Origin of the sequence: Klebsiella sp. PL-2018, from assembly GCF_019048985.1 — a bacterium.
GTDB classification, from domain to species: domain Bacteria; phylum Pseudomonadota; class Gammaproteobacteria; order Enterobacterales; family Enterobacteriaceae; genus Klebsiella; species Klebsiella michiganensis.
Genome location: NZ_CP077673.1, coordinates 4,286,804 through 4,304,143 on the forward strand (window position 1 = coordinate 4,286,804; position 17,340 = coordinate 4,304,143).

The 17,340-nt window shown below is 58.7% G+C and carries 11 protein-coding genes and 1 pseudogene; 5 read left to right on the forward strand and 7 right to left on the reverse strand.

Features of this window, described 5'->3' with window-relative positions; translation table 11 throughout:
- Positions 1 to 116: 116 nt before the first annotated feature.
- Positions 117 to 2,396, reverse strand: coding sequence for an NADP-dependent oxaloacetate-decarboxylating malate dehydrogenase (gene maeB / locus MKleb_RS20085; RefSeq protein ID WP_217076153.1), 2,280 nt, complete (start codon positions 2,394 to 2,396; stop codon positions 117 to 119).
- A gap of 289 nt (positions 2,397 to 2,685) precedes the next feature.
- On the opposite strand from maeB, the gene tkt reads away from it, so the two are divergent.
- Positions 2,686 to 4,680 (forward strand): transketolase, encoded by a 1,995-nt coding sequence (gene tkt, locus MKleb_RS20090; protein WP_042945780.1) that lies wholly within the window; start codon positions 2,686 to 2,688, stop codon positions 4,678 to 4,680.
- Here the strand turns inward: tkt and MKleb_RS20095 are convergent.
- The 3 genes and pseudogenes from MKleb_RS20095 to aegA form a co-directional block, all read right to left on the reverse strand.
- Positions 4,649 to 5,623, reverse strand: coding sequence for a DUF1176 domain-containing protein (locus tag MKleb_RS20095; RefSeq protein WP_217076154.1), 975 nt, complete (start codon positions 5,621 to 5,623; stop codon positions 4,649 to 4,651). The genes tkt and MKleb_RS20095 overlap by 32 nt on opposite strands.
- Positions 5,624 to 5,688: 65 nt before the next feature.
- Positions 5,689 to 6,286: pseudogene (nudK, locus tag MKleb_RS20100) on the reverse strand (GDP-mannose pyrophosphatase NudK).
- A 58-nt stretch (positions 6,287 to 6,344) separates the two neighbouring features.
- Positions 6,345 to 8,309, reverse strand: coding sequence for a formate-dependent uric acid utilization protein AegA (aegA, locus tag MKleb_RS20105; RefSeq protein WP_025106618.1), 1,965 nt, complete (start codon positions 8,307 to 8,309; stop codon positions 6,345 to 6,347).
- Between the two features lie 381 nt (positions 8,310 to 8,690).
- Between aegA and acrD the strand changes: the two genes are divergently transcribed.
- Positions 8,691 to 11,804 carry a multidrug efflux RND transporter permease AcrD gene (gene acrD, locus MKleb_RS20110; RefSeq protein ID WP_025106617.1) on the forward strand — a complete coding sequence of 1,038 codons (3,114 nt, stop codon included), beginning with the start codon at positions 8,691 to 8,693 and terminating at the stop codon, positions 11,802 to 11,804.
- Between the two features lie 137 nt (positions 11,805 to 11,941).
- Here acrD and ypfM read toward each other — a convergent pair whose 3' ends face one another.
- Positions 11,942 to 12,001 (reverse strand): protein YpfM, encoded by a 60-nt coding sequence (gene ypfM, locus MKleb_RS20115; RefSeq protein ID WP_100181659.1) that lies wholly within the window; start codon positions 11,999 to 12,001, stop codon positions 11,942 to 11,944.
- A 386-nt stretch (positions 12,002 to 12,387) separates the two neighbouring features.
- On the opposite strand from ypfM, the gene MKleb_RS20120 reads away from it, so the two are divergent.
- From MKleb_RS20120 to MKleb_RS20130, 3 genes are read left to right on the forward strand one after another with little or no spacing between them, the layout of a single operon-like run.
- Complete coding sequence (locus MKleb_RS20120) at positions 12,388 to 12,741, forward strand: ArsC family reductase (protein WP_004853073.1); 354 nt, start codon at positions 12,388 to 12,390, stop codon at positions 12,739 to 12,741.
- Positions 12,742 to 12,744: 3 nt separating this feature from the next.
- Positions 12,745 to 13,872 carry a succinyl-diaminopimelate desuccinylase gene (gene dapE, locus MKleb_RS20125; protein ID WP_004853076.1) on the forward strand — a complete coding sequence of 376 codons (1,128 nt, stop codon included), beginning with the start codon at positions 12,745 to 12,747 and terminating at the stop codon, positions 13,870 to 13,872.
- Between the two features lie 27 nt (positions 13,873 to 13,899).
- A complete protein-coding gene (locus tag MKleb_RS20130) occupies positions 13,900 to 14,103 on the forward strand; it encodes a YpfN family protein (RefSeq protein ID WP_004123464.1) in 204 nt (67 codons plus the stop codon).
- 460 nt (positions 14,104 to 14,563) lie between these two features.
- Here the strand turns inward: MKleb_RS20130 and ypfH are convergent, their stop codons facing one another.
- Both ypfH and MKleb_RS20140 read right to left on the reverse strand, forming a co-directional pair.
- The gene (gene ypfH, locus MKleb_RS20135; RefSeq protein WP_004853078.1) at positions 14,564 to 15,262 is read right to left on the reverse strand and encodes an esterase; all 699 of its coding nucleotides are present in this window, start codon (positions 15,260 to 15,262) and stop codon (positions 14,564 to 14,566) included.
- 77 nt (positions 15,263 to 15,339) lie between these two features.
- Positions 15,340 to 17,340: a tRNA(Met) cytidine acetyltransferase TmcA gene (locus MKleb_RS20140; protein ID WP_108703516.1), complete on the reverse strand. Its 2,001-nt coding sequence runs from the start codon at positions 17,338 to 17,340 to the stop codon at positions 15,340 to 15,342.

Consider the following 17,340-nt stretch of genomic DNA (forward strand, 5'->3'; position numbering starts at 1 on the left):
CCGCTGGAGTAAATAACAAAATTCGGCAAGTTGATTTGAAAGGTGAGATAGATCACTTATAAACAGAAATAAAAAAGCGCGGGAGAATTCCCGCGCCTGAAATAATTAAATGAAAATTACAGCGGCTGAGTTTGCGCTTCAACAACCGCCAGCGCGACCATATTCACGATACGCCGTACCGAAGCAATTGGCGTCAGGATATGCACCGGCTTTGCGACGCCCATCAGCACCGGTCCGACGGTGACGCCTTCAGAGCTGGAGACGCGAAGTAAGTTGTAACTAATACGCGCCGCTTCCATATTCGGCATCACCAGAATATTGGCCGAACCTTTCAGCGGGCTGTCCGGCATCCGCTCATTACGAATGCTTTCCACCAGCGCGGCATCGCCGTGCATTTCGCCATCGATCATCAACTCCGGCGCCTGCGCCTTCACCAGCTCCAGCGCCTGGCGCATTTTGCTGGCGGACGGGCAGTCCGAGGAACCAAAGTTCGAGTGCGACAGCAGCGCCACCCGCGGTTCAATCCCGAATCGACGAACGGTTTCTGCCGCCATCAGGGTGATCTCGGCAATTTGCTCCGGCGAGGGATCGTGGTTGACGTAGGTGTCGGCGATAAAGGTGTTGCCGCTCGGCAGCAGCAGCGCGTTCATCGCCCCGGCCGCATGAACCCCTTCGCGGTAGCCAAACAGCGGCTGAATGACGCTGTAGTGCTCGTGATAGTCACCGATGGTGCCGCAGATCATCGCATCGGCTTCGCCGCGCTGCACCATGATCGCGCCAATGACCGTAGTGTTGCTGATCACCGCCCGCTGCGCCTGCTCCTGGGTGATCCCGCGGCGCTTCATCAGGGTGTAATATTCATTCCAGTACTCTTTGAAGCGCGGATCGGATTCGTTATTGACGATCTCAAAATCAACCCCGGCTTTGATCTGCAGTCCCAGCTTCTGGATGCGCATCTCAATGACGCCGGGACGACCGATCAGAATCGGTTTCGCCAGCCCAAGGGAGACCAGCTCCTGAGTCGCGTGCAGTACGCGGGTATCTTCGCCTTCCGCCAGTACCACCCGCTTCGGCTCTTTGCGCGCCTGCGAGAAAATCGGCTTCATAAACAGGTTCGTTTTGTAGACGAACTCGCTGAGCTTCTCGATGTACGCATCAAAATCGGCGATCGGGCGGGTCGCGACGCCGGAGTCCATCGCCGCTTTCGCCACTGCCGGAGCAATCTTGACGATCAGCCGCGGGTCGAACGGCTTCGGAATGATATATTCCGCGCCGAAGCTCAGATCCTGATCGCCGTAGGCGGAGGCCACCACTTGGCTCTGTTCAGCGTGCGCCAGCTCGGCAATCGCGTGCACCGCCGCCAGCTTCATCTCTTCGTTAATCGCCGTTGCGCCGACGTCCAGCGCGCCGCGGAAGATGAACGGGAAGCACAGCACGTTGTTCACCTGGTTCGGATAGTCGGAGCGGCCGGTACAGATAATGGCGTCGGAGCGCACCTCTTTCGCCAGCGGCGGCAGAATCTCCGGCTCCGGGTTAGCCAGCGCCAGAATCATCGGCGCGCGGGCCATTTTCTTCACCATCTCCTGAGTCAGCACTTTCGGGCCCGAGCAGCCGAGGAAAATGTCCGCCCCGTCAATCACGTCATCCAGCGTGCGTTTGCCGCTGTCTTCGACCGCATAGGCCGCTTTCGTCTCCGCCATATTCGGCTCGCGGCCCTTATAGATAACGCCTTTCGAGTCGCAGACCACGATGTTGTGTTTCTGCATCCCCAGCGCCACCAGCAGGTTCATACAGGCAATCGCCGCCGCGCCCGCGCCGGAGACCACCATCCGCACGTCGGAGATGTTTTTCTCCACCACCCGCAGACCGTTAAGAATCGCCGCGGTACTGATAATCGCCGTCCCGTGCTGATCGTCATGGAAAACCGGAATATTCATGCGCTCGCGCAGCTTTTGCTCGATGTAGAAGCACTCCGGCGCTTTAATATCTTCAAGGTTGATACCGCCGAAGGTCGGCTCCAGCGCCGCGACGACGTTGATAAATTTGTCCGGGTCCAGTTCATCGACTTCAATATCGAACACATCGATACCAGCGAATTTTTTAAACAGAACGCCTTTGCCTTCCATCACCGGCTTACCGGCCAGCGCGCCGATATTGCCCAGCCCCAGAACGGCCGTGCCGTTGGAGACCACCGCCACAAGGTTGCCGCGCGCGGTATATTTATAGGCTGCCAGCGGATCCTTCTCGATTTCCAGGCAGGGCGCGGCGACACCCGGCGAGTAGGCCAGGGCCAGATCGCGTTGGGTAGCCAGCGGTTTGGTCGGGGAGACCTGGATTTTTCCGGGGACCGGGAATTCGTGGAAATCAAGGGCGCTTTGTTTTAACTGCTCATCCATTTTATCGTTCCTTTCACGTATCGATCGTAGGGGGTGAAACGTTATCGCGTACCTGGTGTTCACCCTAAAGGGCCACCTAGTATCTCGCCTGACGGCTTCGTAAACTTTGAACACCGCCAAACTCTCGCCATAACAAAGTTATATTTGTTATCGATTTATATTGTTTATGTAACTTAGTTTCAGAAGCAATGATAGCCCCGTCTGCTATGCTTTTTAGTTATGCAACTCATCACCCTCTCTATCCTAATCCAATAAAAACTCATGTAACCTATTGTTTCAGGAGCACATTATGTCCCGTAGAGAACTAGCCAACGCCATCCGCGCCCTGAGTATGGATGCAGTCCAGAAAGCCAACTCCGGCCACCCCGGCGCGCCAATGGGTATGGCCGATATCGCCGAGGTGCTATGGAACGATTTCCTCAAGCACAATCCTGAAAACCCGCAATGGTACGATCGCGACCGCTTTATTCTCTCCAACGGCCACGCGTCGATGCTGCTTTACAGCCTGCTGCATCTGACGGGCTATGACCTGCCCATCGAAGAGATAAAAAACTTCCGTCAGCTGCATTCAAAAACCCCGGGCCACCCGGAGATTGGCTATACGCCGGGAGTGGAAACCACCACCGGTCCGCTGGGGCAAGGACTGGCGAATGCCGTGGGCCTGGCTATCGCCGAGCGCACGCTGGCGGCCCAGTTTAATCAGCCAGACCATGAGATCGTCGATCACTTCACCTACGTGTTTATGGGCGATGGCTGCCTGATGGAGGGGATTTCTCACGAAGTGTGCTCTCTGGCGGGGACGTTAGGACTGGGCAAGCTGATCGGCTTCTACGACCACAACGGCATTTCCATTGATGGCGAAACCAAAGGCTGGTTTACCGATGACACGGCAAAACGCTTTGAGGCCTATCACTGGCATGTGGTGCATGAAATTGACGGCCACGACCCCGAAGCCGTGAAGAAAGCGATTCTGGAAGCCCAGAGCGTGAAGGACAAACCCTCGCTGATTATCTGCCGTACGGTGATAGGCTTTGGTTCACCGAATAAAGCCGGGAAAGAAGAGGCCCACGGCGCGGCGCTGGGAGAACAGGAAGTGGCGCTGGCGCGCCAGCAGCTGGGCTGGCATCACCCGGCGTTTGAGATCCCGAAAGAGATCTACCGGGCCTGGGACGCGCGTGAAAAGGGACAAAAGGCGCAGAAAAGCTGGGAGGAGAAGTTTGCCGCCTATCAGCAGGCCCATCCGCAGCTGGCGGCGGAGTTTACGCGGCGCATGAGCGGCGGACTGCCTGAGTCGTGGAATGAAACGACGCGGAAGTATATTGCCGATCTGCAGGCTAACCCGGCGAAAATCGCCACCCGCAAAGCTTCGCAAAATGCCCTCGATGCCTACGGCCCGCATCTGCCGGAACTGCTGGGCGGCTCCGCTGACCTCGCGCCCAGCAACCTGACCATCTGGAAAGGATCGACTTCGCTGAAAGAGGATCCGGCGGGTAACTATATCCACTACGGCGTACGCGAGTTTGGGATGACGGCCATCGCCAACGGCATCGCGCATCACGGCGGGTTTGTCCCCTATACCGCCACCTTCCTGATGTTCGTCGAATATGCCCGCAACGCGGCGCGTATGGCGGCGCTGATGAAAGCGCGGCAAATCATGGTCTATACCCACGACTCCATCGGTCTCGGCGAAGATGGTCCGACGCACCAGGCGGTAGAACAGCTGGCCAGCCTGCGCCTGACGCCAAACTTCAGCACCTGGCGACCGTGCGATCAGGTGGAGGCCGCGGTGGCGTGGAAGCTGGCGGTCGAACGTCACAGCGGGCCGACGGCGCTGATCCTCTCAAGGCAAAATCTGGCGCAAATGGCGCGCACGCCGGAGCAGGTACAGAATATCGCCCGCGGCGGCTACGTGCTGAAGGACGCTGGCGGCAAGCCGGACCTGATCCTGATAGCTACCGGTTCGGAAGTCGAGATCACCGTGCTGGCGGCGGAGAAGCTGCTGGCCAAAGGGGTGAACGTGCGCGTGGTTTCCCTGCCATCGACCGACGTGTTTGATGCCCAGGAGGAAGCCTACCGGGAATCGGTCCTGCCGTCGGACGTCAGCGCCCGCGTCGCGGTTGAGGCCGGCATCGCCGACTACTGGTATAAGTATGTGGGGCTAAAAGGCAAAATCGTCGGCATGACCGGCTACGGTGAATCGGCCCCCGCGGATAAGCTCTTCCCTTACTTCGGCTTTACCGTTGAGCATATCGTTACCGTAGGGGACGAGGTACTGAACGGGTAACCCAGAGCGTGGGCCAGGCGTCTGGCCCCTGCCAGTTATCGCACTGCGGCTGCCGCGCGTAGCGTACCAGGCTAAACCGCTGGCCATCATAGCGCCAGCGCGTTTGCGGCCCGTCGCCGGGGGGCTGGAAAGGCAGAGTGAGCCGTACCGGATGAGCAATATACGGCCGCTGGCGCGACACCAGCCAGGCCAGCCAAATGGTGTTGTAGGCGCCCGCTTCGCAGCTGGTCATCAGCAGCACCCTATCGTCGGTCAGCGCGGCAACCCGCACCTCGCGGCGAAACGGATCCAGCGAACAGGCGCTGCTGTTCATGCGCTCGTTGCCATAATCCATGAGATCGTTAAGTTCATCGCGGCTGAGGGGGGACTCCGCCACGTCGATTCTCGCCACCGAGCGCAGCGCCGGGGCGGGCGGAACGCTGAGCGGCGGCTCTTCCCCCTTCCCTACCCACGCGGTTTCGCTCCCCACGCGCTTCTGCCGGCTATCGATAAACAGCAGGGCGGCTTTCAGCCCCTGTAAAGAGATGGCCTGCAGGCCATTTTCGAGGGTTATCGCCTTTGCTGCCTGCACCTGCTGCAGAAAGGCATCAATGGTGACGCTATCGTCGGTTTCAAGCAGTTTGTCGGCGATCTGCCAATGTTTATCGCCCAGAGACAGGGGTTTACCATCGAGGCGAAGGCGCGGCGCAATCGGCGCCAGCGCCGCGACCGGATTGCCCACGCCGCCGAGTTCAATGCGCAGGCTGGCGCTGGTAGCCGCCCCGGCGCTGCGGGTGAGGGTCATGACCAGGCCGTGATGCAGCCCGACGTTGCGGGCCACGCAGAAGTTCTGATTGTTGCAGGTTACCTGCCAGTCATTGAAGAGCTGTTGTGCCGGCGCCGCCCGCACCAGCGACGTCGGCACTAAACCGAAAAGCAGAAACAAAATAACCCGATGCAACATGAGCGGCACAACCCCGGAGAAAACGCCATACACAGCGGCTATGTTCACCAGCGGCGAGGTTTTACTCAATCGGATTTATCAGAGATCCCCGTTCATCAGCCCGGAGGTTTGCAAATATTGCAGCAGGATCACCGCTTTGCCATCGCGGATCTCCCCGTTCGCCATCATCTCCAGCGCCCGATGATAAGGGAGCTCCAGCACCTCAATATCTTCATCATCAACGCCGCCGCCATCGTTGGCCCGCTGAGTATCGTTATATTCGGCAATGAAGAAATAGATAAGCTCGGTGACGCCGCCGGGCGACATAAACAGTTCAAACAGTTTGCGCACTTCACCCACTTCGAAACCGGTCTCTTCAATGGCTTCTTTGCGCACGCACTCCTCCGGCTCATCGCTGTCCAACAGCCCGGCGCAGGTTTCAATCAGCATCCCGTCTTCGTTGCCGTTTATCCAGGTCGCGATGCGGAACTGGCGAACCAGCACGACGGTCTGCTTATGGCGGTTATACAGCAAGATGGTAGCGCCGTTGCCGCGATCGTAGACTTCGCGTCTATGGCGAACCACGCTGCCGTCGCTGCGCGTCAGTTCATAGGTCATGTTGCGCAAAAGGAACCAGTTTTCGGAGAGGATTTTATCTTTGATAATGTTGATATTGAGTGACATACGAGCCCCACAGCGTGAAATGACGATTCCATACTACGCTGTGAAGCCCGCTTTGTCGTCAGTGAAGCGGAATCGATTTAACCTCGAGGAAGTCCATTATCCCCTGCGCCGCGTGGCGGCCTTCCGCCATGGCGGTCACCACCAGATCGGCGCCACGCACCGCATCGCCGCCGGCAAACACTTTGCGATGGGTGGTCTGGTAGCGGTAGCGGCTTTCCACATTGGCCTTGATTCGACCCCGGCTATCGAGCTTAACGCCCACCGATTCCAGCCACGGCATACCGTGCGGATGGAAACCAAAAGCCATGATCACCGCGTCGGCGGGCATGACAAACTCGCTTCCGGGGATTGGCGACGGGCTGCGGCGCCCCTGAGCGTCCGGCGCGCCCAGCCGGGTACGCAGAAAGCGTACGCCGTTGACGTGTCCCTTTTCGTTCAGCTCCAGGGTGACCGGCTGGACGTTAAATTCAAACTGCGCCCCCTCTTCGCGCGCGTTTTTCACCTCTTTCTTCGAACCAGGCATATTGGCTTCATCGCGACGATAGGCGCAGGTAACCTGCTTCGCGCCGTGGCGCAGCGCGGTACGCACGCAGTCCATCGCCGTATCGCCGCCGCCGAGCACCACGACGTTCAGCCCTTCGGTGTTGACGTAAGGCTCTTCCGGCAGCTCAAGCAGCCCCATCACCTGTTTGGTGTTGGCTATCAGGAACGGCAGCGCGTCATATACGCCGGGCGCGTCTTCATTCGGCAGATCCGCTTTCATCGAGCGATAGGTTCCGGCGCCAATAAATACCGCGTCATAGTCATCAAGCAGCGTCGTCAGCGGGATATCTTTGCCTATCTCGCAGTTCAGCTCAAAGCGCACGCCCATCTGGGTAAAGATTTCCCGCCGCCGGGCAAGCAGAGATTTATCCAGCTTAAAGGCAGGAATACCAAAGGTCAGCAGACCGCCAATTTCCGGGTGACGGTCAAAGACCACCGGACTCACGCCGTTACGCACCAGACGGTCGGCGCAGGCGAGCCCGGCAGGACCCGCGCCGATAATCGCCACCCGCTTGCCGCTTTCAACGACCTGAGAAAGATCCGGCCGCCAGCCGTTGGCCAGCGCCTGGTCGGAGATATAGCGTTCAATGTTGCCGATAGTCACCGAACCGTGCTCATCGCGCAGCGTGCAGGCCCCTTCGCACAGGCGATCCTGCGGGCAGACGCGGCCGGTAATTTCCGGCAGGCAGTTGGTCTGGTGAGAAAGCTCCACGGCGGCGGAAATATCCCCCTCTTTCACGCGTTCAATCCACTGCGGAATGTGGTTATGCAGCGGACAGGTCCATTCACAAATGCTGTGCTCGCCGCACGTCAGGCAGCGCTCCGCCTCGCGGTTGGCCTGCCCGGCGCTGAACGGCAGATAAATTTCGCTAAAATTGGCCTTACGCGCCTCGGCGGATAGCTTGTCGGGCTCGCCGCGCGGCGGCGTCGCGGCCATCTGTGCGACTTTGCCTGCGGAGCAAGGCGCCATCGCCGCACCGGGGTGGCCAAGACGCGCCGCGCGCTGACGCCGCTGTTTCGCCAGATTCACCAGCGTGCTGTCCGTTGCCAGTACCAGCGCTTCGGCCGGGCAGTTTTGTACGCAGGCGGGCCCCTCTTCGCGACCGCTGCACAAATCGCATTTATGCGCCGTCGCTTTGACCCTCTCCTCCTGTACCGGCGTCAGGACGATTTGCATCACGCCAAACGGGCAGGCAACCATACAGGATTTACAGCCGATGCATTTCTCCTGATTAACCTGGACGCTGTCGTTAAGCTGGCTGATGGCGCCATTGGGACAACTGCGGGCGCACGGCGCCCCTTCACAATGGTGGCAGGTTACGGCGTTACGTTTTTGCTCGTTTTTGATAACCGTAATGCGCGGCAAAAAACGCTGCGGGGTCAAAACATGCTGCTCATCGTTGTGCGCCATGACGCAGGCAACTTCACAAGCCTTGCATCCGATGCACTTATGACTATCGCTTAAAATAAAGTGGTTCATGACATCCTTCAGTCTTCGTGGTGAATAACCCCTCAATTCGCATGCTTATCTATTACCCGACAAAACGGTGCCAGAACAATGTGCATTTGCACAGGTTGCCGATTTTTTGGTAATAACCCGAGGTGGATCAATTTTTTTGACTTAAATGAAATCACGTTTTATTTAGCTAAGTAATAATGCGCTACGTATGCGCCACCGCGGCGGCGCGCCGAAAGGAAGGAGCAGATAGAGGAAGAAAGAGAGTTCTTTACGCTGCCATAAAAGGCACACGATAAATTACACTATCTCCTTATTTTCTCCACGATTGCCTGAGGGCTTGCCGCTAGAGTGTCACAGGCTGTGCAATAACAAAAAAATGTGCAAAATGAGGTCCTAATTCTGATGGCGAATTTTTTTATCGATCGCCCCATTTTTGCGTGGGTACTGGCAATACTTTTATGCCTGACCGGTACGCTCGCAATTTTGTCGCTTCCCGTTGAGCAATATCCCGACCTTGCCCCGCCTAACGTACGGATCACAGCGAACTATCCGGGCGCTTCGGCACAGACGCTGGAAAATACGGTCACCCAGGTTATCGAGCAAAATATGACCGGCCTCGATAACCTGATGTATATGTCATCCCAGAGCAGCGGCACCGGCCAGGCCACCGTGACGCTGAGCTTTACCGCCGGGACCGATCCGGATGAAGCGGTCCAGCAGGTGCAGAACCAGCTACAGTCGGCGATGCGCAAACTGCCGCAGGCCGTCCAGAACCAGGGCGTAACGGTGCGTAAAACCGGGGATACTAATATCCTGACGATCGCCTTCGTCTCTACCGACGGCAGTATGGATAAACAGGATATCGCCGACTACGTCGCCAGTAATATTCAGGACCCGCTCAGCCGGGTCAACGGCGTCGGAGATATTGACGCCTATGGTTCGCAGTATTCGATGCGCATCTGGCTCGATCCGGCCAAACTCAACAGCTTTCAGATGACGGCAAAAGACGTCACTGATGCCATCTCTTCGCAGAACGCGCAGATCGCCGTCGGCCAGCTGGGCGGCACGCCGTCGGTGGATAAACAGGCGCTCAACGCGACGATTAATTCACAATCGCTGTTACAAACGCCGGAACAGTTCCGTGATATTACCCTGCGGGTTAATCAGGACGGTTCGGAAGTCACCCTTGGCGACGTCGCCACCGTCGAGATGGGGGCGGAAAAATACGATTACCTCAGCCGCTACAACCGCCAGGCGGCGTCCGGGCTGGGGGTTAAGCTGGCCTCTGGCGCAAACGAAATGGCGACCGCTGAACGCGTCATCAGCCGTCTGAACGAGCTGTCGCAATATTTCCCGCACGGCCTGGAATATAAAGTCGCTTACGAAACCACCTCATTCGTTAAGGCGTCGATTACCGACGTTGTGAAAACGCTGCTTGAAGCCATCGCGCTGGTCTTTCTCGTGATGTATCTGTTCCTGCAGAACTTCCGCGCCACGCTGATCCCGACCATCGCCGTTCCGGTGGTGCTGATGGGAACCTTTGCCGTCCTTTACGCCTGCGGCTACAGCATCAACACCTTAACCATGTTCGCGGTGGTGCTGGCGATAGGCCTGCTGGTGGACGATGCCATCGTGGTGGTAGAGAACGTCGAGCGTATCATGAGCGAGGAGGGCCTCTCGCCGCGTGAAGCGACGCGAAAATCAATGGGGCAGATTCAGGGCGCGCTGGTCGGTATCGCCATGGTGCTATCGGCGGTATTTGTGCCGATGGCCTTCTTCGGCGGCACCACCGGCGCGATCTACCGCCAGTTCTCGATTACCATCGTCTCGGCGATGGTGCTGTCGGTGCTGGTGGCGATGATCCTCACCCCGGCGCTGTGCGCCACATTGCTTAAACCCGTTCATAAAGGCGAAACCCACGGGCAGCGGGGCTTTTTTGGCTGGTTTAACCGCACGTTTAACCGTAACGCCAGCCGCTACGAAACCGCGGTCGGCAAAATTCTTCATCGTTCGCTGCGCTGGATAATGATCTACGTCCTGCTGCTGGGCGGGATGGTCTTTCTGTTTCTGCATCTGCCCACGTCATTCCTGCCGCTGGAAGACCGCGGCATGTTTACCACTTCGGTGCAGTTGCCGAGCGGCTCAACCCAACAGCAAACCCTGAAGGTGGTGCAGCAGGCGGAAGACTACTTCCTGAACAATGAGAAGCAAAATGTTGAATCGGTGTTCGCGACCATCGGCTCCGGCCCCGGCGGCAACGGCCAGAACGTGGCGCGTATGTTCGTACGCCTGAAGGACTGGGACGAACGCGATCCCACAACCGGTTCATCTTTTGCCATCATCGAACGCGCAACCAAAGCGTTTAACAAAATTAAAGAAGCGCGCGTCTTTGCCAGCAGTCCGCCGGCCATCAGCGGTCTGGGCAGCTCCGCCGGTTTCGATATGGAGCTGGAGGATCACGCGGGCAACGGACACGAAGCGCTGATGGCCGCCCGCGATACCCTGCTGGAGCTGGCCGGCAAAAATAACCAGCTCACCCGAGTCCGTCACAACGGCCTCGACGATAGCCCGCAGCTTCAGGTGGACATCGATCAGCGTAAAGCGCAGGCGCTGGGCGTCTCTATCGACGATATCAACGACACCCTGCAGACCGCGTGGGGGTCAAGCTACGTTAACGACTTTATGGATCGCGGCCGCGTGAAGAAGGTCTACGTTCAGGCGGCCGCGCCGTATCGCATGCTGCCGGACGATATCAACCTGTGGTACGTGCGCAACAGCAGCGGTACGATGGTGCCCTTCTCCGCCTTCACGACCTCGCGCTGGGAGACCGGCTCGCCGCGTCTGGAGCGCTACAACGGCTACTCGGCGGTAGAGATCGTCGGTGAAGCCGCGCCGGGCGTCAGTACCGGTACCGCCATGACGATTATGGAAGAGCTGGCCCAGCAGCTGCCGAACGGCTTTGGTCTCGAATGGACGGCGATGTCTTATCAGGAGCGGCTCTCCGGGGCGCAGGCGCCGGCGCTGTACGCCATTTCGCTGCTGGTGGTGTTCCTGTGCCTGGCGGCGCTGTATGAAAGCTGGTCGGTGCCGTTCTCGGTGATGCTGGTGGTGCCGCTGGGGGTTATCGGCGCGCTGCTGGCGACCTGGATGCGCGGACTGGAAAACGATGTCTATTTCCAGGTGGGCCTGCTGACGGTTATCGGCCTGTCGGCGAAGAACGCCATTCTTATTGTCGAATTTGCCAATGAGCTGAATCAGAAAGGCGAAGATCTGCTTACCGCCACGCTCTCCGCCTGCCGCCAGCGTCTGCGGCCGATCCTGATGACCTCACTGGCGTTTATCTTCGGCGTACTGCCGATGGCCACCAGCACCGGGGCGGGCTCCGGCAGCCAGCATGCCGTCGGCACCGGGGTGATGGGCGGGATGATTTCCGCCACGGTGCTGGCTATCTTCTTCGTGCCGCTGTTCTTTGTGCTGGTACGCCGCCGCTTCCCGCTCAAGGAACGGCCGCAATAATCGGGACGCGCCCTGACGATATTTTCGCCAGGGCCAAATAACAGAAAAGGCGACCGGACAGGTCGCCTTTTTCATGTGGTCGCTTCAACTGCATTATTATTCTGCCTGTGAAATCGCCATGCTTTTATTGCGGAAAACTATTTACGAAGCATGCCTTCGATAAAGTCTTTCCAGTTCCCCAGTTCGTGTTCAATCATAATAGCCTCTCTTATTATTATGGGTGATTTTATGCAAATTCATTGATAGTTAAAAGCCTGTTTGCGCTATCGTACTGATAACTTTCATTACCCCCTGCGGAACGTTCTCTTTCATTCGTAAGTACTATGAGCCGATTTTGCGCATTTTAATGTGACCAACAGCAACATTTAGCAACATTTGTTCATCAGCCTGAATCACCGGAATCCGCCTCGAGGCCAGGAAACGCCGTCAGGGGGCGTTCAAAAAACAGCCAAAATGTAACGATGAATATATCCCGACGGGAAAAAACGATATTTATTAAAGCATTTCACGTATTATTTATTCAGGGCTTATATATTCGGAACATTCTTAGCCAATCGTTTAATTCAACGGAAAAGGTTTAATCATGCTTACCATGTACGGGATAAAAAACTGCGACACCATAAAAAAGGCTCGCCGCTGGCTGGAGACGCAGCAGATAGAATATCGCTTTCATGATTATCGTGTCGATGGTCTGGATCGAACTTTATTAGATACCTTTATCGCTGAACTCGGCTGGGAAGCCCTGCTTAACACCCGGGGGACGACGTGGCGCAAGCTGGATGAAACGGTCCGCGCCGGTATCAATAACGCCGACGCTGCGGCAAAACTGATGCTGGAAATGCCGGCAATCATTAAACGCCCATTGCTCTGCGCGCCCGGTCAGCCTATGCTGCTGGGTTTCAGTGAATCAAGTTATCAGCAGTTTAACGAGGTGTAGTCTATGTCTTGCCCGGTCATTGAGCTGGCTCAGCAGCTTATTCGCCGCCCTTCCCTCAGCCCCGATGATGCGGGATGCCAGGCGTTAATGATTGAACGCCTGCGTGCGATTGGCTTTACCGTTGAACCGATGGATTTCGGGGATACCCAAAACTTCTGGGCCTGGCGCGGGCGCGGGGAAACGCTGGCGTTTGCCGGCCATACCGATGTCGTCCCGTCGGGGGACGCCGATCGCTGGATTAATCCCCCCTTTGAACCCACCATTCGCGACGGCATGCTGTTTGGCCGCGGCGCCGCGGATATGAAAGGCTCGCTCGCGGCAATGGTCGTCGCCGCCGAACGTTTTGTCGCTCAGTATCCGAATCATAAAGGTCGTCTGGCCTTCCTGATCACTTCTGATGAAGAAGCCAGCGCGAAAAACGGCACCGTTAAGGTTGTTGAAGCGCTGATGGCGCGCAACGAGCGCCTGGATTATTGCCTGGTCGGCGAACCGTCCAGCACTGAAGTCGTCGGCGATGTGGTGAAAAACGGCCGTCGCGGCTCGCTGACCTGCAACCTGACCATTCACGGCGTGCAGGGGCACGTGGCCTACCCACATCTCGCCGATAACCCGGTGCACCGCGCCGCGCCGATGCTGGCGGAGCTGGTGAATATCGAATGGGATAAGGGCAACGAGTTCTTTCCGCCGACCAGTATGCAAATCGCTAACGTGCAGTCCGGCACCGGCAGCAACAACGTGATTCCCGGCGATATGTTTGTCCAGTTCAACTTCCGCTTTAGCACCGAGCTGACCGACGAAATGATTAAAGCGCGCGTCGTTGCGCTGCTGGAGAAGTACGCGCTGCGCTACAGCGTCGACTGGTGGCTCTCAGGCCAGCCGTTCCTGACCAGCCGCGGTAAGCTGGTTGATGCGGTGGTTAACGCCATTGAGCACTATAATGAAATAAAACCGCAGCTGCTGACCAACGGCGGCACGTCCGACGGGCGCTTTATCGCGCGTATGGGCGCGCAGGTGGTTGAACTGGGGCCAGTGAACGCCACCATTCATAAAATAAACGAGTGTGTGAATGCCGCCGACCTCCAGCTGCTGGCGCGGATGTACCAACGCATCATGGAACAGCTGGTCGCCTGACGGCATCAATAGAGAAGAGGTAAGCGCATGGATTGGCTAACGAAATACTGGTGGGTTCTGGTGTTGGTATTTTTGGTGGGCGTGATGATCAACGTGATTAAAGATCTGACCCGCGTTGACCACAAAAAATTTCTCAACAATAAACCGGATCTGCCCCCGCATCGCGACTTCAACGACAAGTGGGACGACGATGACGACTGGCCGAAGAACGACCCGTCGAAGAAGAAGTAACATCTTACTGCGGATTGCCATAAAGCAATCGCCCGGCGAGTTCGACGCGGGTCAAGTAGCCCGGACTGATGCGCAGCATCGCCTCCGGGAAAATATCCTACTCTGCGCTCTTTTCCCGGGGGCGGCGCTTAACGCGCCTTGCCCGGGCTACGGGTTTACAGCTCGTCTGCAGGTCCGGTAGCCCGAACAGATACGCAGCATCGCCTCCGGAAGATTACCCCACTCTGCGCTCTTTTCCCGGGGGCGGCGCTTAACGCGCCTTGCCCGGGCTACGGGTTTCCAGCTCGTTGCAGGTCCGGTAGCCCGAACAGATGCGCAGCATCGCCTCCGGGAAATTATCCCACTCTGCGCTCTTTTCCCGGGGGCGGCGCTTAACGCGCCTTGCCCGGGCTACGGGTTCCCCCCCGTCTGCGGGCCGGTAGCCCGGACAGGCGCATCGCGCCGCCTCCGGGTTTATTATTCACAGCAGTTCAATAATATCGCTGTCTTTCGGCGTGCTGCCGCTGAGGGCTTCATCGAAATAATGCTTCGGTACGGTAAAGCGCAGATGATCGAGGGCAAACTGCATACTGCGATCGTCAATCGCGTGCCCCAGATCTTCAACAATATCCAGCGTCACGTCACCGCCGGCCTGCTGCAGCGCCTCCTGCCCCGCCACCGCCCACGCCAGATCGATCACCCGATCTTCACCGCCGTGGATCAGGTGAACAGTGGTCGCGGTCGTCGCGGTCTCCGGCAGCGTCGCATAGCGGCCGTTAAAGGCGATCACCCGCGATGCCAGACCCGGCTCGGCTTTAATGCTCTCCAGCGACATAATCGCCCCCTGTGAGAAGCCGATCAGCGCCGTCGCCTGCGGGCTGACGCCGCTCTGCTGTTGCCAGTAGCGCACCGTTTCGATAAAGGTCGGCATGATGGCATCCACCCGCTGCTGGCGGTTTTCTTCGCTAACGCCCTGAACGGAAAACCACTGGCGTCCCGGAGGCGGACCGCACGGCTCAGCGCCGCCGATACTGACAATCAGCGCATCGGGAAACAGCGGCGCAAACCAGCTACCGATTTGCCCCATGGCCACCGGGTTATCGCCGACGCCATGAAACAGCAGCAGCAGTTGCTGTGCAGGTGTCGCGGGGCTCTGAACAATAAAATGATCGTGTTTCATGGCTGTCTCCTTAATGTCTGCAAGGAAGTTTACGCCGCAGGCGAAATATGACCATGCCATTTAACTGAAGGAGTTAGTTAAAAAAATTGCAGCATTTTAACCTGCCGGCGCAGGTCGTTGGCGCGGTTTTCATCCAGGCTGAGCAGCGCCTGCGCCGCCTCTTCGCGCAGCCTGGCCAGCAGCGCTTTCCGTCCGGATAAGCCTAACGTCCGGCAAAGCGCGGCCTCATCCTGCTGCTGCAGGCGGGCCCGCAGCGCCGGAAGCGGCAGCTCCACCAATATAAGCAGGCGATTGAGGCTACCCGCCGAGGTCAGTAGCGGACGATGGGCAAAAGCAAAACCCGCCACCTCCAGCCAGTCTTCTTCAGTAAGAATAGTCGCTTTCAGCGCCGTCAGCGGCACAGGTTCATCTCGCCACTCGCGCAGCCAGAATTCGTCGCGCTGCAGCCGTTGGGCTTCTTCGCTTGCCAGGCGATGGCCCGCTTCGCTGAGAGGATAGAGCGCCATCGCGGTGTAACAGCCGCTGCTGGCTTCCCGATGCGTGCCCAGCCGCACCAGCGTAAAACCGCAGTGTTGCCAGAAGCGCCACAGCTCAGGCGTGTAGCCAAAACTCACCGAGAGATAATCCCGGTCCGCAGCCTGCGACGCCGCCCGGGCCACCAGCCGCTGCCCCAGCCCTTCGCGCTGGCGAGCCGGATGCACGGCAATACGGCTGATGCGCAGCCCCGCCAACGTAGCCGCCAGTGGGCTACCGCCGTGCGCCGCCAGCGACTGCGCCACCAGATTGCCGCGCGGACGGCGATAGCCGGCCCACACCGCCTGGCTAAGCGGCGGCTCAAGACCACCCTCCTCCACCAGCCATAGCGCTCCGGCGATGCGCTCCCCGCCGCGGGCGCAGGTAAAATGCTGCCCCGGCGCATCCATCATGCGCCGGAGGTCCAGCGGCGAGGTGCGATAGTGGGCCCCGGAGAGCAGCTGATACATCGCTTCCGGTAACGCAGACTGTCGCCGCCAGCTCTCCTGGCTGACGCTTTCCAGCACGATATCGCCGCCTGGCGCGTGCTGAAAGGTCTCGTCGTTGAACAGCAGCAGCCGCGCAATCGCCGCCTCCAGCGGGCAGCCGCTTGCCCAACGGATGGGCGTCGTCAGGCTAAACTGCCGTAAGTGCGCAAAACTGGCGCAAAACTTAAGCAAAAAGCCGCGTCCCGTCCCCTCGTACCCCTGAACGGTAGTGGTCAACAGCGTCCTCGGGAAGCGGGAGACCAGCTGGCGCAGCAGCGGCCCGGGGATGGCCGCGGCCTCATCGACAATCAGCCATCCGGCGGTGCAGCCGGAAGCCAGCAATGCGTCGGGGGCCATAAAGCGGAAAGCCTCCCCGGCGAATGTCGCCATCACCTCCGCTGCTCCCCGCGTCGGTGCCGTGACGATGGCATCTCCCCCCAGATGGCGAATAAGCATTCCCGCGAGCGCGGACTTGCCTCGCCCGCGCTCGGCGGTTAGCGCCGCAATACCGGGAGGGAACCGGGCCAGTTCGGCAAGCACGACAGCCTGCTCCGCCTGCGGATGTCCGTCGGCGGGATGCCATGGCGGGCGCACGGGTAACGCGGGCACCGCAAGTTCATTGCCCTGCCGCCAGAGAATGGACGCGTTATCCGCACTAATCTGTTGGCAAAAACGATAAACAAAATTCGGCGTAGGGATGGGGTCGGGAGCGTCGCTCCAGCGCAGAGAATCCGCATCAGGACGGGCCGGCCATTGCGCAAAGTCGGGGGTGAGCAATACCAGCCAGCTTCCGGCGCGCAGCGTACCGGCTAATGCGGCAAAGGCCGCCACATCAAAACCCTCGCGGGCATCGAAAAAGGCGTGCTGGAATTCGCGGCCCAGCAGCGATTTCAGGGCAGCAGACGAGACGTACGGCTCGGGCATCGGACGCGGGCCGACCCACAGCCCGTCGCCCGCCAGCGCGGTACGTACTCTTTGCGCCTGACGCAGGGTCCAGGCATCGTCGCCGCTGAGGACCAGCAGACGACGAACGCCTTCGCGCGCCATCTGCGCCGTCAGGTGACGCAGTTCATCCAT

Bases quoted from the DNA above. Each gene is read 5' to 3' on its own strand.
- dapE (WP_004853076.1), top strand. From the start codon at position 12,745: ATGTCTTGCCCGGTCATTGAGCTGGCTCAGCAGCTTATTCGCCGCCCT.
- aegA (WP_025106618.1), bottom strand. From the start codon at position 8,309: ATGAACCACTTTATTTTAAGCGATAGTCATAAGTGCATCGGATGCAAG.
- MKleb_RS20130 (WP_004123464.1), top strand. From the start codon at position 13,900: ATGGATTGGCTAACGAAATACTGGTGGGTTCTGGTGTTGGTATTTTTG.
- MKleb_RS20095 (WP_217076154.1), bottom strand. From the start codon at position 5,623: ATGTTGCATCGGGTTATTTTGTTTCTGCTTTTCGGTTTAGTGCCGACG.
- MKleb_RS20140 (WP_108703516.1), bottom strand. From the start codon at position 17,340: ATGGATGAACTGCGTCACCTGACGGCGCAGATGGCGCGCGAAGGCGTT.
- tkt (WP_042945780.1), top strand. From the start codon at position 2,686: ATGTCCCGTAGAGAACTAGCCAACGCCATCCGCGCCCTGAGTATGGAT.
- MKleb_RS20120 (WP_004853073.1), top strand. From the start codon at position 12,388: ATGCTTACCATGTACGGGATAAAAAACTGCGACACCATAAAAAAGGCT.
- ypfH (WP_004853078.1), bottom strand. From the start codon at position 15,262: ATGAAACACGATCATTTTATTGTTCAGAGCCCCGCGACACCTGCACAG.
- acrD (WP_025106617.1), top strand. From the start codon at position 8,691: ATGGCGAATTTTTTTATCGATCGCCCCATTTTTGCGTGGGTACTGGCA.
- maeB (WP_217076153.1), bottom strand. From the start codon at position 2,396: ATGGATGAGCAGTTAAAACAAAGCGCCCTTGATTTCCACGAATTCCCG.